General features: G+C 38.8%; 19 protein-coding genes. 12 read left to right on the forward strand and 7 right to left on the reverse strand.

Features of this window, described 5'->3' with window-relative positions:
• Nucleotides 1-42: 42 nt before the first annotated feature.
• The 4 genes from cccB (at nt 43) to ftsX (ending at nt 4,077) form a co-directional block, all read left to right on the forward strand.
• Complete coding sequence (cccB, locus tag ACWPVE_RS11770) at nt 43-387, forward strand: cytochrome c551 (protein WP_453993534.1); 345 nt, start codon at nt 43-45, stop codon at nt 385-387.
• Nucleotides 388-1,259: 872 nt separating this feature from the next.
• Complete coding sequence (locus tag ACWPVE_RS11775) at nt 1,260-2,285, forward strand: nuclease-related domain-containing protein (RefSeq protein ID WP_453993536.1); 1,026 nt, start codon at nt 1,260-1,262, stop codon at nt 2,283-2,285.
• A gap of 222 nt (nt 2,286-2,507) precedes the next feature.
• Nucleotides 2,508-3,194 (forward strand): cell division ATP-binding protein FtsE, encoded by a 687-nt coding sequence (gene ftsE / locus ACWPVE_RS11780; protein WP_453993538.1) that lies wholly within the window; start codon nt 2,508-2,510, stop codon nt 3,192-3,194.
• Nucleotides 3,184-4,077: a permease-like cell division protein FtsX gene (ftsX, locus tag ACWPVE_RS11785; protein ID WP_453993541.1), complete on the forward strand. Its 894-nt coding sequence runs from the start codon at nt 3,184-3,186 to the stop codon at nt 4,075-4,077. Before ftsE ends, ftsX begins: the two co-directional genes overlap by 11 nt.
• Nucleotides 4,078-4,181: 104 nt before the next feature.
• Here ftsX and ACWPVE_RS11790 read toward each other — a convergent pair whose 3' ends face one another.
• Entirely contained in the window at nt 4,182-4,523 is a 342-nt protein-coding gene (locus ACWPVE_RS11790; RefSeq protein ID WP_453993543.1) for a hypothetical protein, read from the reverse strand.
• Nucleotides 4,524-4,676: 153 nt separating this feature from the next.
• On the opposite strand from ACWPVE_RS11790, the gene ACWPVE_RS11795 reads away from it, so the two are divergent.
• On the forward strand, nt 4,677-6,296 hold the full coding sequence (locus ACWPVE_RS11795) for a catalase (RefSeq protein ID WP_453993545.1): 1,620 nt from the start codon (nt 4,677-4,679) through the stop codon (nt 6,294-6,296).
• A 41-nt stretch (nt 6,297-6,337) separates the two neighbouring features.
• Here the strand turns inward: ACWPVE_RS11795 and ACWPVE_RS11800 are convergent, their stop codons facing one another.
• The 3 genes from ACWPVE_RS11800 to ACWPVE_RS11810 form a co-directional block, all read right to left on the reverse strand.
• A complete protein-coding gene (locus ACWPVE_RS11800) occupies nt 6,338-6,937 on the reverse strand; it encodes a nitroreductase family protein (RefSeq protein WP_453993547.1) in 600 nt (199 codons plus the stop codon).
• A gap of 234 nt (nt 6,938-7,171) precedes the next feature.
• On the reverse strand, nt 7,172-7,603 hold the full coding sequence (locus ACWPVE_RS11805) for a GNAT family N-acetyltransferase (protein ID WP_453993549.1): 432 nt from the start codon (nt 7,601-7,603) through the stop codon (nt 7,172-7,174).
• A 385-nt stretch (nt 7,604-7,988) separates the two neighbouring features.
• A complete protein-coding gene (locus ACWPVE_RS11810) occupies nt 7,989-9,266 on the reverse strand; it encodes an IS110 family transposase (protein WP_453989956.1) in 1,278 nt (425 codons plus the stop codon).
• 488 nt (nt 9,267-9,754) lie between these two features.
• On the opposite strand from ACWPVE_RS11810, the gene ACWPVE_RS11815 reads away from it, so the two are divergent.
• Nucleotides 9,755-11,200, forward strand: a complete 1,446-nt coding sequence (locus ACWPVE_RS11815) for a S41 family peptidase (RefSeq protein WP_453993551.1) — start codon at nt 9,755-9,757, stop codon at nt 11,198-11,200.
• Between the two features lie 369 nt (nt 11,201-11,569).
• Here the strand turns inward: ACWPVE_RS11815 and ACWPVE_RS11820 are convergent, their stop codons facing one another.
• Together ACWPVE_RS11820 and ACWPVE_RS11825 are read right to left on the reverse strand one after the other, a co-directional pair.
• Complete coding sequence (locus ACWPVE_RS11820) at nt 11,570-12,718, reverse strand: IS91 family transposase (protein ID WP_453993553.1); 1,149 nt, start codon at nt 12,716-12,718, stop codon at nt 11,570-11,572.
• Nucleotides 12,715-13,584 (reverse strand): tyrosine-type recombinase/integrase, encoded by an 870-nt coding sequence (locus tag ACWPVE_RS11825; protein WP_453990210.1) that lies wholly within the window; start codon nt 13,582-13,584, stop codon nt 12,715-12,717. Before ACWPVE_RS11825 ends, ACWPVE_RS11820 begins: the two co-directional genes overlap by 4 nt.
• Before the next feature lie 930 nt (nt 13,585-14,514).
• Here ACWPVE_RS11825 and ACWPVE_RS11830 point away from each other — a divergent pair.
• The 3 genes from ACWPVE_RS11830 (at nt 14,515) to ACWPVE_RS11840 (ending at nt 16,853) form a co-directional block, all read left to right on the forward strand.
• Nucleotides 14,515-15,708: a PDZ domain-containing protein gene (locus ACWPVE_RS11830; protein ID WP_453993555.1), complete on the forward strand. Its 1,194-nt coding sequence runs from the start codon at nt 14,515-14,517 to the stop codon at nt 15,706-15,708.
• 246 nt (nt 15,709-15,954) lie between these two features.
• Nucleotides 15,955-16,533, forward strand: coding sequence for an NADPH-dependent FMN reductase (locus ACWPVE_RS11835; protein ID WP_453993556.1), 579 nt, complete (start codon nt 15,955-15,957; stop codon nt 16,531-16,533).
• A gap of 14 nt (nt 16,534-16,547) precedes the next feature.
• Nucleotides 16,548-16,853 carry a monooxygenase gene (locus ACWPVE_RS11840; RefSeq protein WP_453993558.1) on the forward strand — a complete coding sequence of 102 codons (306 nt, stop codon included), beginning with the start codon at nt 16,548-16,550 and terminating at the stop codon, nt 16,851-16,853.
• Between the two features lie 30 nt (nt 16,854-16,883).
• Here the strand turns inward: ACWPVE_RS11840 and ACWPVE_RS11845 are convergent, their stop codons facing one another.
• Nucleotides 16,884-17,270 carry an SLAP domain-containing protein gene (locus tag ACWPVE_RS11845; RefSeq protein WP_453993560.1) on the reverse strand — a complete coding sequence of 129 codons (387 nt, stop codon included), beginning with the start codon at nt 17,268-17,270 and terminating at the stop codon, nt 16,884-16,886.
• A 983-nt stretch (nt 17,271-18,253) separates the two neighbouring features.
• On the opposite strand from ACWPVE_RS11845, the gene ltrA reads away from it, so the two are divergent.
• From ltrA to ACWPVE_RS11860, 3 genes are all read left to right on the forward strand, one after another.
• Entirely contained in the window at nt 18,254-19,579 is a 1,326-nt protein-coding gene (ltrA, locus tag ACWPVE_RS11850; protein WP_453990916.1) for a group II intron reverse transcriptase/maturase, read from the forward strand.
• 262 nt (nt 19,580-19,841) lie between these two features.
• Nucleotides 19,842-20,534, forward strand: coding sequence for a response regulator (locus ACWPVE_RS11855; protein ID WP_453993562.1), 693 nt, complete (start codon nt 19,842-19,844; stop codon nt 20,532-20,534).
• Entirely contained in the window at nt 20,535-21,539 is a 1,005-nt protein-coding gene (locus ACWPVE_RS11860) for a sensor histidine kinase (protein WP_453993564.1), read from the forward strand.
• The last annotated feature ends 40 nt before the right edge of the window (nt 21,540-21,579 follow it).

Raw genomic sequence — 21,579 nt, forward strand, 5'->3', positions numbered from 1 at the left:
GAGTTTGTATAATGGAAAATTTTATTACAGGGGGTAAAATCTGTGAAACGTAAGCTATTCGGATTTCTATTAGGTACATCACTTGTATTCGCGCTTGCTGCTTGTGGTGGGGACGACAACACAGGAGACGCACCAGCTGGTGATGATGGCGATAACGGCGGAGCTGCCGTTGCAAACGCTGAAGAAATCTATCAACAAAACTGTGCAGCATGCCACGGTCAAGATTTAAGTGGTGGAGCTGGACCAGACTTAACGAAGATTGGTTCTAAGTTTAGTTCTGACGAAATTGCAGACATCATCGAGCATGGTCAAGGCGCAATGCGTCCAGGCATCATCGAAGGTGAAGAAAAAGACGCAGTAGCTTCATGGCTATCTGAGAAAAAATAATGAAAAGTAAGTCAGCCTTCCAGGGGAGAACCCTGGAAGGCTTTTAATTTGTCGTTGGAAAGTGGTTATGTCCCAAATAAAGTGTTGAGTGTCCCATAAGTAAAAGAAGTTGTCCCAAAAACTTTGGTAAATGTCCCAAATCGAGCCTAGTATGTCCCATAAAATCAAAAGAGTGTCCCATATTCAAAATTACGTAGGATTGTCTGCCTTTCAGGGTGCGCCTGGAAGGCTTTTAAATGGTCGTGAAAAGAGTCAATGTCCCAAATAAGGAGTTGTATGTCCCATAAGTAAAAGAAGTTGTCCCAAAAACTTTGGTAAATGTCCCAAATCGAGCCTAGTATGTCCCATAAAATTAAAAGAGTGTCCCATATCCAAAATTACGTAGGATTGTCTGCCTTCCAGGGTGCGCCTGGAAGGCTTTTAATTTGTCGTTGGAAAGTGGTTATGTCCCAAATAAAGTGTTGTATGTCCCATAAGTAAAAGAAGTTGTCCCAAAAACTTTGGTAAATGTCCCAAATCGAGCCTAGTATGTCCCATAAAATCAAAAGAGTGTCCCATATCCAAAATTACGTAGGGTTGTCTGCCTTCCAGGGTGCGCCTGGAAGGCTTTTAAATGGTCGAGAAAAGAGTCAATGTCCCAAATAAGGAGTTGTATGTTCCATAAGTAAAGGAAGTTGTCCCAAAAACTTTGGTAAATGTCCCAAATCCAGCCTTGAATGTCCCATAAAATCAAAAGAATGTCCCATATTCACAGAGTTTTGTCCGTGAATCCTAATACTGCCAATCTTAATTTAATAATTTTCTTCTAATATTGAAGGAGATCCACGAATAATGTCGAATATTCACATTGAAAATGAAAGGAGTAGATGTATTTGATAAGAAAAGCTCGAACAATTCCACCTGAAATCCTAATTCTCGAGGCATTATTAAGGAGATTGCCACCTGATCATCCAAAAATCCCGCAAATTCAAATCGAATTAGCCAAAAGAAAAAAAGGTTACCGAGGTGAACTTTCATTAAACTACTATCTGAACCTCATTGACACACCAGAATACTTCATCATGCACGATATTAGACTTCCTGACAGTAAATCTTACTTCCAAATGGACACTCTCATAATTACGCCTCATTTTTACTTAATCCTTGAAGTGAAAAATATAGCGGGTACCCTTTATTTTGAAGATGAATCCAATCAAATGATTCGAATCCTAAACAACGAAGAAGAAGGCATGACCAATCCAATCTTACAAGCGAAACGTCACTCCCGCCAATTTAAAAGTTGGCTAACACAACGGAAACTCCCACTTTTGCCAATTGAGTATCTGGTCATCATAAGTGAGCCAAAGACAATTATCAAAGCATCAAGAACAAGTATTTACACAAAAGTAATGCATAATGCACAACTCCCATTTACATTTGAGAAAATTGAAAACAGACACACTAAAGAAATGTTAACTGTGAAAGAAATGAGGAAAATAGCAAATATGATTGAAAAACAACATACTCCAAAACTGCCTGACTTGTTAGAACAGTTTTCTATTTCTCAATCTGAAATTCAAAAAGGGGTCAATTGCCCAAATTGTCTAGCTTCGCAAATTAAGAGAAAAAAGGGACATTGGTATTGTGAGAACTGTTGTACAAAGAGCCCAAATGCGTCTTTTATTGGAATCCAAGATTATGCCATACTGATAAGACCTTCATTTACCAATCAAGAAATGAGAGACTTCTTACAAATTGGTTCAAGAAAATATGTTTTTCGATTATTGAAATCGATGAATCTTGATTTTACGGGAGAGAAAAAAGGAAGAGTCTACACTTTAATCTATACCAATATTTACACTCCGCCACCTAAAACCCCATCTTCATCACATCTTTTACACCATGAAATGAAATTGTAATATTTTTGAGTCGTATTTTGACGAATAATGATGTTATAATGTAAAACGTACTGGTGAAATTTCGTTTGATATGACTTATAATAACTATTTGCATAGCTTAGTAGAGGCGCAAGATGAGTGCCTTATTTTCATTTAATAGATTATACATCATCCCCCACTAATCTGGTGGGGGTCTTAACTGCCAGAGGATAAGGGATAAAAAAACGATGATAGGTGATTCGTATGATAGAAATGAAAGATGTCTACAAAAAATATCCGAACGGCGTTATGGCCGTGAACGGAATAAATGTAAAGATTAATCAAGGTGAGTTTGTGTATGTGGTCGGTCCAAGTGGTGCGGGGAAGTCGACGTTCATTAAAATGATGTACCGTGAAGAGAAGCCTACAAAGGGGTCTATCATTATTAATGGCATTGACCTTGCGAAATTAAAGGAAAAAAAGGTTCCACATTTACGTAGAAATATTGGTGTTGTCTTCCAGGATTTTAAGCTTTTACCAAAATTAACAGTGTTTGAAAACGTAGCATTTGCACTTGAAGTTATTGAAGAAAACCCAAAGAACATTAAAAAACGCGTGATGGATGTGCTTGAGCTTGTTAGACTTAAGCATAAAGCGCGCTTTTTACCTGATGAATTATCTGGTGGGGAGCAACAACGTGTGTCAATCGCACGTTCAATCGTTAACAATCCTGGCGCGTTAATTGCGGACGAGCCTACAGGAAACCTAGACCCAGAAACATCATGGGAAATTATGAATATTTTTGAAGAAATCAATTTTCGTGGTACGACCATTATTATGGCGACTCATAACCGTGAAATTGTAAATACGATCAAAAAACGCGTTATTGCCATTGAAAGTGGTAAAATTGCACGTGATGAAGCAAAGGGTGATTACGGCTATGAAACTTAATACATTCCTCCGTCATTTACGAGAAAGTTCTAAAAACCTAGGGCGTAATGGTTGGATGACATTTGCATCTGTGAGTGCCGTAACGGTAACACTGCTTCTTGTTGGTGTATTTTTAGTCATCATGATGAACTTAAATAGCATGGCAACCTCTCTTGAAAAAGACGTTCGTATCAGTGTTCATACGGAACTAACATCCACACAGGAACAACAAGATGCCTTAAAGGCAGAAATTGAAAAAATACCTGAGGTTGGAGAAGTATCCTTTTCATCAAAGGATCAAGAGCTAGATAAAATGATTGAAAGTTTTGGTGAAGATGGAAAAGTATTTGCGTTATATGAGCAAAGCAACCCACTTCATGATGTGTTTGTCGTAAAAACAAAGACTCCACAAGATATCATTAAGGTTGCAGAGAAAGTTGAAAAAATGGAAAATGTTCACAGTGTGAACTATGGAAAAGGGAAAGTTGAAAAGATTTTTAGTACAGTCGGAGTTTCACGAAACATTGGGATTGGACTAATTATCGGTCTACTTTTCACTGCGATGTTCCTAATTTCGAATACGATTAAAATTACGATTTTTGCGAGAAGAAGAGAAATAGAGATTATGAAATTAGTAGGAGCGACAAATTGGTTTATTCGCTGGCCATTTTTCCTAGAAGGCTTATTCCTTGGGGTCCTTGGTTCCATTATTCCTATTGGAATTATACTTGGATTCTACAATTTCTTGTACGATTTGATTCAACCACAACTAAATGGAACATTCTTAGAGTTATTGCCATTTAATCCATTTGCTTTCCAAGTCACAGCACTATTGCTGCTAATTGGTGCATTCATTGGAATTTGGGGAAGTTTAATGTCTGTTCGGAAGTTCTTAAAAGTATAAAAAAAGCACGCCTTAAAAAAAGGTGTGCTTTTTCGCGTTTGCAAGGGTAAAGTAATTTTCGATGTATTAAGCCAATCGCCGATAAACAGGCGCATTCCGCTATTTTAATAATAGAATGGGAATGGGAAGAAAAATGGGAATACGAAAAAGTTGTATGGAAAGCGTCGACGGCGGAAGCGACGGAATCGTCTGCGGCCATATCCACCATATCCTCCAAACCCACCATATCCACCATATCCACCGAATTGACGATCCATTTCCGTATCTTCAACTTCTTCAGGTACAAGCATTGTAACGCCGGTATCGTCCATGTCTTCGATGATTCCTACCATTTGTGAACCATTACTCATTTGTCCAACGACATAATAATTCTTCCACTTTTTGCAAACATCTTGAATGTTCTGCCCCTGCTGCATCTGCATACCATATGGATTGTTGTAGTGCATGTGCTCTCCTCCTTTGCACCATTAGGATATTCACCCATGCAATGTTTTGTTACGCCCTTTTTCGCATGAGTAATTTAAAAGTACTATGGATACATAGAAAAAGTTGGGTAGGAAATAATTACATTGAATTCCATTTTAGAAAGGATGTGCATCATGGAGGAAAACAAAAAACATGGTGGCGTAGAAGGTGTGGGCGGATCACATGATAATCGATTAGGAACTGGGGAATCCACTGATTCACTAACTAATAGGCAAGGACATCCCGTTACAGATAATCAAAATATAAGAACTGTGGGGAATCGTGGACCTTCTACATTAGAGAATTACGACTTTATTGAAAAAATTTCTCATTTTGATCGCGAACGTGTTCCAGAACGTGTCGTGCATGCAAGAGGTGCAGGAGCACATGGGTATTTTGAAGCCTATGGGAAGGTTGGCGACGAGCCAATTTCTAAGTATACCCGCGCAAAGTTGTTCCAAGAAGCTGGAAAAAGGACCCCTGTTTTTGTTCGTTTTTCAACGGTGGCAGGTGCGATGGAGTCTCCAGAAACAGCTCGGGATCCACGTGGATTTGCCGTCAAATTTTACACAGAGGATGGAAACTGGGATTTAGTTGGGAACAATTTAAAGATCTTTTTTATCCGCGATGCAATGAAGTTTCCTGATATGATTCATGCCTTTAAACCAGATCCAGTTTCAAATTTGTCCAGCCCTGAAAGAATGTTTGATTTTCTCTCAAAAACACCTGAAGCTACACATATGGTTACTTTTCTATTTTCACCATGGGGAATCCCAGCAAATTACCGACAAATGCAGGGTTCCGGTGTAAATACATACAAATGGGTGAACAAAGATGGGGAAGCGGTGTTAGTGAAATACCATTGGGAGCCGCTTCAAGGCATCAAAAACTTAACACAAAAAGAAGCAAATGAAATCCAAGCGACAAACGTAAGCCACGCAACCCAAGATTTATATGAAGCGATTGAGCGTGGTGATTATCCAGAGTGGGAATTATGTGTGCAAATTATGAGTGATGATTACCATCCTGAGCTTGATTTTGATCCACTTGATGATACAAAGCTTTGGCCGACCGATAAGTTTCCATTCCTGAAAGTTGGAAAAATGGTCTTAAATAAAAATCCAGAGAATTATTTTAATGAAGTCGAGCAAGCAGCGTTTGGTACAGGTGTACTTGTAGATGGTCTTGATTTTTCAGATGATAAAATGCTACAAGGAAGAACATTCTCATACTCTGATACGCAGCGACACCGTGTGGGTTCAAATTATCTACAGTTGCCAATCAATGCTCCGAAAAAACGTGTGGCAACCAATCAACGTGGTGGTCAAATGTCTTATCATGCGGATGTACCACCGAGCGGTAATCCACATATTAATTATGAACCGTCCATCCTTGGTGGCTTAAAGGAAGCAAAGCAGGAAGGCAAGATTCACGAGCCTCATTACAATGATAAACTGGTTCGCGAAAAGATTGACCGTACAAATGATTTCGGACAAGCAGGTGAGACATATCGTGCCTTCTCAGATGCTGAGCGAGATGAACTTATCAGCAATTTAGTGGAAAACTTAAAAGTTTGTCACCCAGACATTCAAAATAAAATGATTGAGTACTTTACAAATGCTGACGAAGAATATGGGAGACGTGTCAAAGAAGGCCTAGCAAAGGCGAAGGACACAACGGACACAAGCTCCGCAGCGGCTGCTGAGGCAGTAGAGAAATCGAAACAAATGGGACATAAAACAGATGGCTATTAAAAAAAGAAACATCGGTCCAGGTAGGGCCGATGTTTTCCATATTAGTCAATGGTTTGATCGAATTTGCCTTCAAATAGAATCTCATTTAGTGGACGTCGTGCATTTGGTTGTTCTCTTTCCTGAAGGTGTTCTGGTAATGTTTCTTTAACACCACGATACCCAATCACAATGAGATTTTGGATATGGAATTTCTCTGGAATCTGTAGGACTTCCCGCGCTTTTTCCCGATCAATCCCACCTACCACATGCGTGCTTAACCCATGTTTTGCTGCCTGAATTTCAAGATAACCAGAAGCTGTTCCTGCATCAAATGTATGGAAAGGATTTGGTCCATTTTCATTTTCAGATTCTGAAATAAGCAGTGCAAGCGCAGGTGCATTTTTACACCAAGTCAGATTATTCGGTAAAATAAACGAATGAAACAACTCAAGATTTTCTTCAGTACGTGCTAAAATAAAGCGCCAAGGCTGATGGTTGAAACCAGATGGAGCCCAGCGTGCTGCTTCAAATACACTTAATAAAATGTCTTCTGGTACCTCTTTTTCTAAAAAAGCACGTGGTGACCAGCGATTGATGAAAAGTGGGTCAATTGGATAGTCAGTTTTACGGTTATTTTCAACTTTTGTCATGGTTTGAACCATTTAATAAACCTCCTTTGATGAACTCATTCTATTATTTTAGAACTTTCTGTCAGGTTTTACTAGAATAATGATTCGTTTGATTCGTTCTTCCTAGATTAAAAAGGCTTTTAACCATAGAATCGAAATAACGACCAAAGGAGGCCAGCTAAATGCTATGGACGATTAGATTGGTCATCTATTTTTACAATCAAATGTTATGAAAATCAAAGAAGTGGAATCTCTATATTGCCCAACTTATAATTCCTTCACAAACGCATAACTTTTCCGCTCATAGCCCATTTTTTCCTCATAAAAGCGGTGCGCATCCGCACGTTGTAAGCCAGAGGTTAAGGCTATCTTATTACAGCCTAATTCCCGCCCAAGTTCATGAACATACGATAGAAGTGCTTCTCCATATCCTTTCGAACGACTTGATTCATCGGTTACTAACTCATAGACAAATATGTGATGGCCATAATAAAGATTAAGTTGCTTAGCTACACCAGTCACAGCTGAAACTCTCCCGTCTTCGATTAAAGCAAAGAGGCGATAGCCTTGAGGCTGCATCTCTGTTACTAATGAAACAAATTCTTCAAGATCCAAATGTGTTCGTAATTGCTTCATAACGGGAAATGCCATTTTCCATTCCTCAATTGTCTTTAACTCCTGGATTTGATATGCCAACATAATCACTCCCTCTATAAATGTTGATTTACCAACGGTTTGATCCGTTAGTGGGTTGTCAAAAAAATATTTTTCGACACAATTCCTAACAGTATTTTTAAAATATGTGAAACTATTCCAATACATGGGTACGCTACGCGGTCACTACTGGATAATGCTGGTAAGTAGTGCTAGGGAATTATACGATGCACAATGGATCTCTGCGTAGCTTATGATGACGTACCCTCCCATGTCTCTTGGCATCTAAGTGCCTACATTCCTTCGTTCGGTCTAGTCATAAGGCAGAGGCTAGCGAAGCTCCTTTAGGGACTCTAGGTCGAATGGAAAAAAAAGTGCCAGCTTCTCCGTGTCATCCTGATGTCTAAGTCTAATTTAGGGGTGTAAGGACTTATACAGCCTCTTCGAGACCAGGAATATCCCTCATCATTCGCTGTGCGTCAAACGCTTTGTGCTTCGTGCAAATCCCGTGTAATACTTTTAATAGTTTTCCGCATAGAACCACGATGGATTGCTTCTTACGTAAAGGATTAACCTGACGGTTTGTGTAATACTCGTGTAGCTTTTTGAAAGCTTCATTGTGACGAATCATGGGCATCATTACTCGGAACAGGAGGGCACGTAGTTTCCTTCTGCCTCGTTTAGAGATGCGTTTTTGTCCTTTATGCAGTCCAGAGGAATTTTCGCGTAACGTTAATCCCGCAAGTTTGATTAATTGGCGTGGATTCTCGTAGTCTGAAAAGCTTCCTATTTCGGCTAATAGATCGACAATAGTGTTATCTCCAATTCCTTCAACCGTTGATAGCCATTCGTATTCTACTGATGTTTTTACAAGTTCAACTAAGCGTTGAGTAATGCTTTCAATATCTTTTTCTAGTTGATAGTAACGGCGGACAAGTGTGGTGATTTCAATTCGAGCCATCTCATGTCCTTCTGTTACTCCGATAGAATTAGCAGCGACTTCAATAAGGCGCACTGCTTTAGGCCTTTGGGGAGATTTAAGCCCCTCAACCTTTCGATAAAGGGATAAAACTTCATCGGGTTGTTTCTGTTGAAGATCACTTGGAAATGGAGTACATTCAAGTGCAGCCAAAGCCATTTTTCCGAATGACGGAAACACCTGAGTGAATTCAGGGAAATAGCGATCTAACCAGCGAATCATCATGTTTTTGACAGCGCCTAATTCCTCAGTCAGCTTACTTTTGAAAGTTGATCCAACGCGAAGTTCAGCTTCCATACCTTTTAAGATACGGGGATAGCTGAAGCGACCATCTTTTACGAGACGAGCAATCACTAATGCATCCTTACGATCATGTTTAGTCGGAAGATTATCATCCAACTCTTTTGACCGTCTGACATGCATTGGATTAACCATTACCAAAGGTATGCCTCGTTCCTCAAGGAAGTAAGCTAAATTCAGCCAATAGTGGCCAGTTGGTTCAATCCCAATGATAACCTCTGTTTTTTCGTTTTCTTCCATTGCATCCAGAACGCGTTTATAGAAATAATCGAAACCATTTCCAGCCTGGGATACGGAAAACGATTTTTGGAGCACACGGCCGCGATCATCAACAAAGCAAGCAAAATGTGTTCGCTTAGCAATATCGATTCCGACCACTAGTGTTTTTTCAGTGACTTGATTAATTTTTTGATTTTGTTTAAAATCCATTATGGAGTCCTCCTTGGTTAACAAATTAGGGGTCAATTTCTGCAGATCTTGACACCCCGTATCATACCAAGAGGGCTCTTTTTTGTTCAAGTCCCCGAAAATCCTTCTAACAGGAATGCTCCTTTAAAAAAGATTTTCTTTATCATACTGCGTTAGCTGGCAACTTACTACATTTTTCTTTACTTCATTCTCTTGAAACTTTTATAATAGAATAGTAGCTAAAAAATTTCCAATTGCATATAGAGGCATTCCCTCTTTTTGTCATAAAGTGTACAAGCATTACATATTTTTTATACAAAGGCATCGCACTAACGCATGTGTGGTGCCTTTTCTGAACAACTCGAAAAAATAGTCATATTGGTCTAGCTTTATGCTTACTTAAGGCTTTTTGACTATTTCTCGACCGTTTGGGATGAATAAGAACAGCAAAGCTACAAAAATTAACGATATGAATTTGTATTTGTATTCGTGATGAGGAGGAACACAGGTTGAGTCGTAAAATTGTCGCATTATACATGGTACTATCCTTACTATTAGGCGCGAGTGTTACGTTTTTAGTGGTTCAACTACTTGATAACAACGAACAACCACTCGTTCAGCAACCAAGCCAAAACACCGAAGGCGGTAAACAAACAAACCAAGATAATTTATCTAAGATCGGTCAAGCTTACAACATGATTTTATCTAGTTATGTTGAAAAGGTGGACGAAAAAAAATTAATTGAGGGCGCCATTCAGGGAATGGTGAGCACACTGAATGACCCTTATTCCGCATATATGGATGAAGAAACAGCTGCCCAGTTCAACGACTCATTGGAATCTTCATTTGAAGGCATAGGCGCTGAGGTGAGCATGATGGAAGGCAAAGTCACAATTGTCGCTCCATTCAAAGATTCACCAGCTGAAAAAGCGGGCTTAAAGCCAAACGATCAAATCATTAAAATTGATGGCGAAAGCATCGAGGGACTTGATTTGTATGAGGCCGTTTTAAAAATTCGTGGTGAAAAAGGAACCATTGTTACCCTGCAAGTCATGAGACCTGGTGCAACAGAATTAATGGAAGTAAAAGTTACGCGAGATACGATTCCGATTGAAACAGTTTACACAGACATGAAGGAATACAACAATAAAAAACTCGGACTAATTGAAATTACCTCATTCGCTCAAGAAACAGCTGAAGATTTCATTACAGGATTAGCTGAGCTTGAAGATCAAGGCATGGAAGGTCTTATCATCGATGTCCGTGGAAATCCTGGTGGACTTCTTGAAAGTGTAGAAGAGATTTTAAAACAGCTAGTAACAAAAGAAAAGCCATACGTTCAAATTGAAAACAGAGAAGGCCAAAAGCAACGCTTCTTCTCTACTCTTGAAAAGCAAAAGGACTATCCAATTGTGGTATTAACTGACCAAGGAAGTGCATCCGCATCTGAGATTTTAGCAGGCGCGTTAAAAGAGTCAGGTGGATATGACATTGTCGGTGAAAAAACATTTGGTAAGGGAACGGTCCAACAAGCGCGTGACATGGGCGACGGAAGTAACTTAAAGTTAACGATGTTCAAATGGCTCACACCAGATGGAAACTGGATCCACGAAAAAGGAATCGAACCAACTGTTGAAGTCAAACAACCAGACTTTTTCTATGCGAACCCAATTCAGTTTGAGAAAGAACTTACTCAAAATATGAACAATGAAAAAATTAAAAATGCACAAATCATGCTAAAAGGTCTAGGATTTGACCCAGGTCGTGAGGACGGCTATTTCAGTGGAGAAACTGTTCTTGCCGTAAAAGCATTCCAACTGGCAAATAACCTAGAAGAAACTGGTACCATTAACGAAAAAACGGCAGGCGCCATCGAAGCAAAAGTCATCGAAGCCATCCGAGACGAAAAAAACGACCAACAACTCAAAAAAGCAATGGAAGTCCTAACAAAATAAAAAATAGTAACACCTCTCCAAAACCGGAGAGGTGTTTTTTTGAAACAAGTGAAACAAGGGGACGGTTCTTAAAGGGGACAATCGGAAGTTTTGCGCGAAAGAAGGCACATTGAACGGTTATGAACCGTTCAATGTGCCTTCTTCTTTTTGTGTGCTATTACGTAATACGCAAAATTTTTGATTGCCAAGAAGAATGAAGTCGCGGTCTCGGCCTATGGGAATTCATTCTTTGCTTTTCTCTTGTTCTTCGTGATTTCCTTGGTTTAGATCTGTAAAAAGTGTATTTTTTCATGGACAATTTGATATTTGGGCATACTTTCCCCCTCCCCATTTAAGCGGCTTTAAAAAAGTGTATTTGGTTTGAGGTTTTCAAGGTACTTCTTCTTTTTCTGAAACAAATGATTTAAGGTGTGAAACCTTACAAGATGGACATAACGTGACATCTTTCCCAGTAAGTTTAGAAATGATTTCAATCGTATTTAGTCCTTCAAAATCTGGTTTGTAACTGGGACTATTGGTTAATTTTCTACAGAGTGAAAGCTTTGTTTTTTTATTTCGGTTGGCAAGTAGTCCGTAATGTCTGATTTTTACTAATCCCTTCGGGAGTATATGCATTAAGAATCGCCGAATAAATTCTACACCTTTCATGGTAACCGTCTCTTTTTTACTCTTTTTTCGATAGTCTTTTACTCGAAATGTCACCGTATCTTTATTGATTGAAACAATCCGATTGTTAGAAATAGCGATACGATGAGTATAGCGACCAAGGTATTGAACCACAGCTAGGGGGCCCGAAAAGGTCCTTTTCGTGTAGCTGTACCAGTTAAGTGAATAACATTCATCTATTAAACTCTGAAACTTCCTAGGATTTTTATATTGTTTAGCGTCATTATAAAACTCGAGTAAACCAGATTCATAATATTGTTTTAAATAATAGAGATACTTTCCACGGAACTTTTTGGATAATACTTTTACTGGGATAAAGAACTTTTTACTCGAAGCACGCCACTGGTTTTGCTTAGAAAGCCCTCCTGCCATTACTACCGAGTGAATATGAGGGTGGTAATGCAAATTTTGACCCCAGGTATGTAAAACTGAGAACTGACCTATTTGTGCTCCTAAGTATTTGGGATCCAAAGAAAGTTCTGATAAAGTCTCTGCGACAGCCTTGTACATTAAATCATAAAGTAATTTCTGATTATGATAAATGACCATGTGTAGTTGTTCTGGCATGGTAAATACCACATGAAAGTACGGGGCGTTAAGAATATCCTTTTTTCTTTTATCGACCCATACTTCTTTGTTGACCCCTTGACACATCGAACAGTGCCTGTTGCGACAGGAATTATAACTTACTTGATAGTGTCCACATGTGTGACATGAGTAGGCATGTCCACCCAACTTAGATGTTCTACAGTTCATGATAGCTTGTGCTGCTTTGTATTGTTCTCTGGACAATCTGTATTTCTCCTTGTACTCTGGATAGAACTTTAAGAAAACTTCCTGAACGGTGTTCATACTTGATGATCTCCATGAGTATCCAAGGGACTCTTGATTCCCATAAGACTTTTAGAGGTCATGTGTAGGTACTTTTCTGTTGTAGTAAACCTTTTATGTCCAAGCATTTGTTGGATATACACAGGCTCTACACCATCCTCTAATGCATGCGTGGAAAAACAATGTCTTAAAGTATGCGAAGAAATATTCGTATCAAGTTTGAGTTGATCCCTAAGCCTAATAATCGTATTCTTAATACTTTTGACATGAATATGATCGGATGGATTTCTCCCTGGAAAAAGCCAGTCATTCGGTTTAAAGTTTTTTGTGAAATGTATTTTGAAATATTCTCGAAGCACTTTCAGTGCTGTTTCCGATAAAATGGTATACCTATTGGTATTGTGTTTTGCATTTTCAACACGAACTCGCATGGTCTTACTACAGATATCACTTATCTTTAGTTTGGCTACTTCGCTTACTCTGAGCCCACTTCCATAGATTAAATGAAGGATGGCTTTATGTTTTAAATTGTCGGTTGAATTTAATAGTAAGAAAACATCGTCTTTTGATGGGATGACAGGAAATTTTTGAATTCTTTTCATCCTAGGAATTTTTCTATTGTTCCAATCTTTGTCTAACACGTAAGTGTAAAAGAATTTAATAGATGAAATATAATTATTTATGGTTCCAGCTGAAAGGCCTCTATCTCTTTTGAGATAAAGGATGTATTGTTGGATATCCTCTACCGTCATATCTTCTACGGATTTATTTTGTTCCTGGAGGTAATGTAGAAAGGCTCTCATTCTACGCCAATAGGATTCTCTTGAAGAATCTGGGGTACCCTTAAGTTCAAAATACAGCTCGACTTGTTGTTCATACTGCTTCATGTAAGTTCCTCCTGAATGAAATTAATTACTTTGAATCGTAATAAAATCAACAATCAAGGAGGGCCTCTAAACTTAAGGAAAATATAGTAATATATTTTTTGTGAAATACGTGGTATAATCTTCATTAGAAAAAGTATGTCCTTTCTTGGATTGTTTGGTTTGGCGATTAAACAATACCACAAGGTACATACTTTTTCTATTTTTTTATGCTTTTTTGGTCTTAGAGGGCTTTTTTAGAGCCATCGCGTAGCGATTTCGTTCTTCTGGTGTTTCATAATAGGACATTAATAGAGTTATTAGGGACAAACCTTTGAAGATATGGGACACAAGCTAAAATTTATGGGACGTACCATCTCATATAATGGACATTCATCCAGGTTCGAGGAATTAAAAGCCTCACTGGCTCAAGGCCAGTAGGCAGACAACCTACAGTTGGGTTTTGGTTTTATGGGACAAGCTATTGGCTAAATGGGACAAACCTTTGAAGATATGGGACACAAGCTGAAATTTATGGGACGTACCATCTCTTATAATGGACATTCATCCAGGTTCGAGGAATTAAAAGCCTCACTGGCTCAAGGCCAGTAGGCAGACAACCTACAGTTGAGGTTTTGGTTTTATGGGACAAGCTATTGAATAAATGGGACAAACCTTTGAAGATATGGGACACAAACTGAAATATTTGGGACGTAACTCACTTATATGGGACACAAACTGAAATATTTGGGACATTCACCTTAATTTATGGGACATAATCAATTTTCGTCCGTATTCAAAGACTTAACCTTATGGGCTTTTCCGAACAATCATGAAGGAAGAAACTCCCTCGCTGATAAAGTTTTACTTTAGTCAAGGATTTGGTACAATAAAAAGAAGGAAATTAATCGTAATATTTTTACATATTAAGTCATACAACAGGTGGTGAAATGATTGATCACGTTATGGTTACTAGAATTTGCAAAAGGGATTGGACGCTTCTTCCTGCATCCAATGTTTTATTATTTTGCTGGATACTGCGTGCTTTTAGGCTATTTTCGCGTTAAACGAGAGCGTCGTGCCTTTCATATACGGGTAGAAGACGGGTTTTTTGATTTAAGAAAACTGATTCCAGGCGGTTGGCTTGCAGGGTTACTCATTTCCGTTGTAACAATTGCAGCAGGTGTCGTAGTTCCTCTCGGTAGCATCGTGTTAATCGCACTTGTCACCTTACTTCTGAGTTTGCCAATAAAAACAAGGTTGCTTTCTCCAGCTTATATTTTAGGAGTATCATTTTTTGGAATTGTTTTATTATCGAATTTAACCGTTGAAAATACATTTATTACGAGATTGCTAGATGACATGCGAGAAACAAGTCTTGCAGCCATCGTGCTTTTACTAGGTGTTCTTTTACTAGCTGAAGGGATTTTAATTCTGAAAAGAGGTCACATCGGCTCATCACCTGACCTATTGAAAAGTAAACGTGGACTTCCAGTTGGGGCTCATATCTCACAAAGATTATGGCTTGCACCTGTGTTTTTACTAATACCAGGTGATGCTCTTACCACACAATTTGAATGGTGGCCAGTGTTCAATCTGTCTGGACAAGCATACTCCTTGATTTTAGTACCGTTTGGAATTGGTTTTTATCACAAAGTAAAAAGTATGCTCCCAACGCAAAGTATCCCAATCGTTGGGAAACGTGTATCCTTGTTAGGAATCATCGTTACTGGTTTAGCAGTTGCAAGCATCTGGTATCCAGTTATCGCGATCATTGCTGCCTCTGTCGCTCTAGCGGGACGTGAACTTATCTACTTATTACATTATTTCATGGACGAATCGAGACCAACGTTTTTCTCACAACGAAACCAAGGCTTGCTCGTTTTGGGAATTATCCCACAATCTCCAGCTGAAAAAATGCAAATCAAAATTGGTGAAACTATCTCAAAAGTTAACGGCATTCATGTCAGAACCGTACAGGAATTTTACCAGGCACTACAAAAGAATCGGGCGTTGTGTAAACTCGATGTGCTAGACATCCATGGTGAGGTTCGTTACGTGCAACGTGCTTTATACGAAGGAGAGCACCATGAACTAGGTATCCTTTTTGTGAACGAAGGCAAGGGATGGAAGGGAAAAGCGGTGTAGTTTTCAATATATCAAAGTATTAATACTAGAAGTGAAAAAACACTTCTGCTTTTTTCAAGAAACGAGAGATTTTTCTCTCGTTTTTTTAATTTTGGTAAATTTTTTAGATACAAACCACTTTTTATACATTTTTATAAATGTGTTGGATAAACAACGATTCCAATTATCTGTTGGTGTCCTTATGTTTTCGTCCTTGCTACACTTAAGATAGTTAAAATAAACAGAATATTTAGGAGGAATAAAACAATGGTTAAAATCGGTATTATTACAGGGAGTACAAGGGATTCAAGAGTAAATAAACAGGTGGCAGAATGGGTGAAATCAATTGCGGACAAAAGAAAAGATGCTGAATATGAATTAGTAGATATTAAGGAGTATAACCTACCAAAATTTAATGAACCGATTCCAGCGATCATGAGTCAGGATTATCAAGCCCCAGAAGCACATGCGTGGTCAGAGAAAATTAACAGTCTCGATGGATTTATTTTTGTCACTCCAGAGTATAATAAAGCTATTACATCTGGATTAAAGGATGCAATTGACTATCTATATGTGGAGTGGAATCATAAAGCAGCGGGAATCGTAAGCTACGGCTCAACTCTAGGTGTGACAGCGGCAAATAATCTACGCCTCATTTTAACTGTACCAAAGGTTGCAACTGTTGGACCTTCAGTCGCAATGAGTCTATTCACGGATTTCCAAGATATGAGCAAATTTAATCCAGCACCTTTCCATCAAGATTCCTTACATGCAACATTAGACGATGTTGTAGCTTGGTCTAAAGCGTTGAAAAGCATTCGGGAAAAGGACTTACAAACGGTATAAAGGAGAGTCGAATAATGGCATACATATTACAAGTAGATTTTAAAATGGACGGCCCCTTCGGAGATGAAATGGCTGTGGCATTTTCCGATTTGGCAAAAAGTATTAATGAAGAACAAGGCTTCCTCTGGAAGATTTGGACAGAAAATCCCGAAGAAAAAATTGCAGGTGGCATTTACGCATTTGAAACAAAGGAAACTGCACAACAATATCTCGACATGCACACAAAACGATTAGGTGGCTTTGGAATCAATGAAGTAAATGCAAAGATCCTAGCAATTAACCCAAAACTAACTGAAATCACAAAAGGCCCAGTAAATTAGAAAGATAGGAAGTGGATTCGAAAATCGAATCTACTTCCTTTTTTTTAGTTTAAGTTCGGCAAGTTCAATTGAATCTGAACGTTCGTAACTACCTACTGGAAAAATAAACGTCCATGGCATGCTGGTTTCAGCGGCTACTACGAGTGAAGGAAGAGTAAAAGTATGCTCGGCTAGGAGTGTACTCTCCTCGTAAAATTCTAGAGTGGTACTTTCAAAACAGAAATGCTGCTCTGTTTTATTATGGATAATGGCTGTTACTAAAAGTTCATTTTTATGATTTTCTGCTACCCAAACCGTTGTAAAAGTGACCCCATTACCTAAGTTTGAGATCTCCTTTTGAAAAACTTGTTTGAGTTCTTCACGATCCTTCTGAGATATCGTCCGATCCCATGCAGCTTCAAAGATTAGTTTTTGCATGACCTCACCTCTTTTATATTGATTATAGCAGACAAGTTTTCTATTCGATGTAATATGTTTGTCCCATATAATTTGAGGTATGTCCCATAAGTATCCTCCGATGTCCCATTTATGAACAATAATGTCCCATAAAATTCGCCATATGTCCTATATCTAGTAAACTTTGTCCCATATCCTAAAACTAGGTAGAAATCGTCTATGCCAATTATCTCCATTATGATAGTTTATACTTGTCCCATCCTTTTCCGTAATTTAAAATACGAGATCGATTAAAGGACATCTATCAAGAAGTAAAAATGTAGAAGTGGTACCGATTTAGGTACCACTTCTTTTGTGCGCTTGGCAGCGCATCGGACTAACAGGTGAAAGTCCTGAACACACCGTAGTGGCGGAAGTGTATAGCTGACAAGTAGTGCATTGCCGTGAGGCAATGTGCAGAGGACTTGAAGGCAAAACCTGGAACAGGTGACAATCTAACCATGTTGGCTGGCAGAGTCGGATAACCCTGCAAAAGAAGGGAGTGTCCAAAGCCACAAGAGGGCTCTGTTAGTTAAGAGGACTGGATTCAGGTGAAAGCCCGATGACGTGACCCAAGGAGGTCTCATCGTTTCCGAAATACGGTAACCCTTATTCAAGTCCGTGATGGATAAGATAAGATTATGAATGGTGAGAAGTCAGAGCAGGGGATAGTAGTGAAGAAGCTTACCGGAAAGGTCGCAATGGTGAGTGACTTAATACAAGTTATTAAGAGGAGCCTTAACCCAAAAGGTAGGGACTCTATGCGAAGCCCGTCTGTCCATGGAAGAAAAAAAACCGAGTTATCTTAGAATACGTCATGTCCATACAGAAACCGATAGGACAAATCCATAGAATCGGGGTCGAACAGAAGGGTAGACCGTATGGGGGCGCAGTACTTTGTGGACCTGTTGATATTGCGGAAATTGGGCTAGTCAATCATCAGACTGAAAGGAAAGATACGGAACATGAACGGAAAAGAAGGCAAACAAGGTTTTCGTGAGGGAGTAAGGATTCCACAAAAGAGAAAGTGGTATAGTCTTATAGATAAAATATGGGCAATGCCAAACATGGAGGAAGCCTTTAAAGAGGTTAAAAGAAATCGAGGTGCCGCAGGGATAGATGGAGTAACAATTAAGGCTTTTGAATTTGGTGTGGAGGATAATGTACAAATCCTTCAACGTGAATTACGAGATAAGACATATAAGCCGAGACCAGTGAAACGAGTATATATTCCAAAGGCTGATGGTTCAAAAAGACCTCTAGGTATCCCAACCGTGAGAGACCGAATAGTACAGGCTTCTGTACGCAGAATAATAGAGCCAATCTTTGAAGCTAAATTTCTTGATTGTAGTTTTGGTTTTCGACCGAACCGAAGTGCACATATGGCATTGGATAAAATCCGAAAGGATTTATTGGATGGTTATGTGTATGTAATTGATGCAGACCTAAAATCATACTTCGACACAATTCCACATGACAAACTAATGTCACTGGTTAGAGAAGAAATAGTGGATGGAAGTGTCATTGGACTACTTGAGAGTTTCCTCCAAGCAGGAATCATGGAAGGTGGAAGTTTCCACTTAAATGAAAAAGGTACTCCGCAAGGTGGTGTTATTAGTCCGCTTCTTGCGAACATATACTTGCATCCGTTAGATGAATTAATGACGGAGCGTGGACATCGCATTACGAGATATGCAGACGACTTCGTCATCTGTTGTAAATCACAAAAGGGTGCAGAAAGAGTACTTAAATCCGTTACTCGATTTCTTGAACAAAAACTCGGTTTAACTGTACATCCTGAAAAGACTAAGATTGTTGATAATATGAAAGAATCCTTTGTATTCTTAGGATATGAATTTAAACAAGGTTATTGGGTTAAGCCGTCAGAAAAATCGATAAAGAAATTTAAGAATAAGGTAAAGGAAATTACAAAGCGAAATCAAACAATAAACATGGAGAAGCTAATTAAAGAGAAACTTAATCCATACCTGCGTGGCTGGGCTAACTACTTCGGATACTGGCATTCCAAGACTCTATTTACGGAGTTTGACAAGTGGATTCGGAGGAGACTACGGTCCGTTCAATTGAGGAGCTGGCGAAAGATAAGAAAATTGCACAGAGAACTACGAAGAAGAAAGTGGAAAGGAGAACTTCCACAGTTGCGCATGTATGCTTGGAGAAGTTCTATGTCTACCCCAGTGCATGTAGCACTTCCAAATGAATGGTTTAAAGAAATTGGTCTCATATCTTTAGTGGATATTTACAATGAACATCATCCCCAACGGGGATAATCATGGAGGAGCCGTATGCGATGACCCGCACGTACGGATCTGTGAGAGGCGCATGAATAAATTCATGCGCCTACTCTATTGCCAGTGACTCTACTATTTTTAACCAGTTGCTGATAGGCACTTTTTGGCATTTTAGTATAAAATATAGATAGTAACGTTCGATATTGTATCAGAAATTGGATTCTTAGTAAGAGACTATTTTTATCTAATATGTTGGGACTTAGACGTATGACCGTGTCCCAGAAAGCAATGGTGATGGTGTGTGTTTAAGATTTTATTAATAGAAGATGATGTGACGTTATTTGGAGAGATACGTGAGCGTTTGTTACAGTGGTCGTATGAAGTGTATGGAATTGAAGATTTCGGCAATGTGATGAAAGAGTTTACGGAAATTCAGCCTGACATCGTGATTATAGATATTCAGTTACCTAAATTTGATGGATTTCATTGGTGTCGAATGATCCGAACTCATTCAAAGGTACCGATTATTTTTCTATCATCAAGGGACCACCCCACAGATATGGTGATGTCGATGCAGCTCGGTGCTGATGATTTTGTTCAGAAGCCCTTTCACTTTGATGTGCTTGTTGCCAAAATCCAGGCAATTCTTAGACGAGTCTACAATTACAGCCTTGAACAGCAAATACATTTAAAAATTTGGAACGGTGCTTCCGTTGATTTCGTGAAAAACACAGTGCAAAATGACGTTGGAACCATTGAATTAACGAAAAACGAAATGTTCATTTTGAAAATTTTAATCGAACGTGTTAATCAGATTGTTAGCCGTGAGGAACTCATTAAAAGTCTGTGGGACGATGAACGATTTGTAAGTGACAATACGTTAACCGTAAACGTGAACCGACTTCGAAAGCGGCTTGAAGAAATTGGTCTAGGTCACGCTATCCAAACAAAAGTCGGACAAGGGTATATGGCACTGGAAGAGGATGGCTTGTAAATGGTGAAGAAATTTCTCAATGAGAGAAGGAGTTGGATTTTCTTTTACTTCTTCGTTCAGACGATTATCCTATTGATTGGATATCTCGATCAGTCTTTGTCATTTCGCTCTGTATTATATATTGTCCTTGTCTGCTTTGTCTTTTTTATCCTATTTCTCTTTATTCGATATAATCGTGAAGTTTCCTTTTATAAACAAATCGAGGAATGGGACCCGAATATTGGGATCGAACATATTCAAGAGGGTGTTTCCCCATTTGAAAAGCTTGTCGAAACCACCATCAAAAATCAATACGATTTTTATCATAAAGAAATAAGTCACCATGCAACGAGTCTTGAGCAGGAAAAGGATGAACTCCTGTCTTGGATTCATGAAGTGAAGACTCCTCTCACGTCAATGCAGTTAATGATTGAAACTGTAGAGAATCCAATTTTAAAGGAAAAATTAAAGTCTGAATGGCTTCGGATTCATCTCCTGCTTGACCAACAATTGCATGGGCGTCGAATTCCAACGATGGAAAATGACCTTTATATTGAAAAGATAGAATTAAAAAACATCCTGATTCAGGAAATTCAGTCCTTACAATCATGGTGCATTCAAAAAGGGATCGGTTTTGATTTGTCACTTCATGTGACAGAAGTGATATCAGATGGGAAGTGGCTGTCATTTATTTTACGACAAATCTTAACGAATGCCGTGAAATATAGTGAAAACACTGATATTGAAATCCGTAGTAGCCTAAATAATGAAGCTGTTGTTCTGCAAATCGAGGATTTTGGTCGAGGGATTCACGCAAAGGATTTACCACGTATCTTTGAGAAAGGCTTCACATCCACAACGGATCATCATGATCATGCGGCAACTGGTATGGGCCTCTACTTAACAAAAAAAGCAGCGATATCGTTAAAAATACATATAGATGTTCAATCTACATATAAAGAGGGCACCACGTTTACATTAGTTTTTCCGAAAAAAAATGATTTTGTTAAACTAACAAGCATGTGACAATAATGTCACATGCTTTCCTATTTTGTTCGGGAATTCG

It is taken from the genome of Bacillus nitroreducens (assembly GCF_964021195.1).

Bases quoted from the DNA above. Each gene is read 5' to 3' on its own strand.
- ACWPVE_RS11840 (WP_453993558.1), top strand. From the start codon at position 16,548: ATGGCATACATATTACAAGTAGATTTTAAAATGGACGGCCCCTTCGGA.
- ACWPVE_RS11845 (WP_453993560.1), bottom strand. From the start codon at position 17,270: ATGCAAAAACTAATCTTTGAAGCTGCATGGGATCGGACGATATCTCAG.
- ACWPVE_RS11800 (WP_453993547.1), bottom strand. From the start codon at position 6,937: ATGGTTCAAACCATGACAAAAGTTGAAAATAACCGTAAAACTGACTAT.
- ACWPVE_RS11810 (WP_453989956.1), bottom strand. From the start codon at position 9,266: ATGGATTTTAAACAAAATCAAAAAATTAATCAAGTCACTGAAAAAACA.
- ftsX (WP_453993541.1), top strand. From the start codon at position 3,184: ATGAAACTTAATACATTCCTCCGTCATTTACGAGAAAGTTCTAAAAAC.
- ftsE (WP_453993538.1), top strand. From the start codon at position 2,508: ATGATAGAAATGAAAGATGTCTACAAAAAATATCCGAACGGCGTTATG.
- ACWPVE_RS11805 (WP_453993549.1), bottom strand. From the start codon at position 7,603: ATGTTGGCATATCAAATCCAGGAGTTAAAGACAATTGAGGAATGGAAA.
- ACWPVE_RS11825 (WP_453990210.1), bottom strand. From the start codon at position 13,584: ATGAAGCAGTATGAACAACAAGTCGAGCTGTATTTTGAACTTAAGGGT.
- ACWPVE_RS11795 (WP_453993545.1), top strand. From the start codon at position 4,677: ATGGAGGAAAACAAAAAACATGGTGGCGTAGAAGGTGTGGGCGGATCA.
- ACWPVE_RS11835 (WP_453993556.1), top strand. From the start codon at position 15,955: ATGGTTAAAATCGGTATTATTACAGGGAGTACAAGGGATTCAAGAGTA.
- ACWPVE_RS11790 (WP_453993543.1), bottom strand. From the start codon at position 4,523: ATGCACTACAACAATCCATATGGTATGCAGATGCAGCAGGGGCAGAAC.
- ACWPVE_RS11860 (WP_453993564.1), top strand. From the start codon at position 20,535: ATGGTGAAGAAATTTCTCAATGAGAGAAGGAGTTGGATTTTCTTTTAC.
- ltrA (WP_453990916.1), top strand. From the start codon at position 18,254: ATGAACGGAAAAGAAGGCAAACAAGGTTTTCGTGAGGGAGTAAGGATT.
- ACWPVE_RS11820 (WP_453993553.1), bottom strand. From the start codon at position 12,718: ATGAACACCGTTCAGGAAGTTTTCTTAAAGTTCTATCCAGAGTACAAG.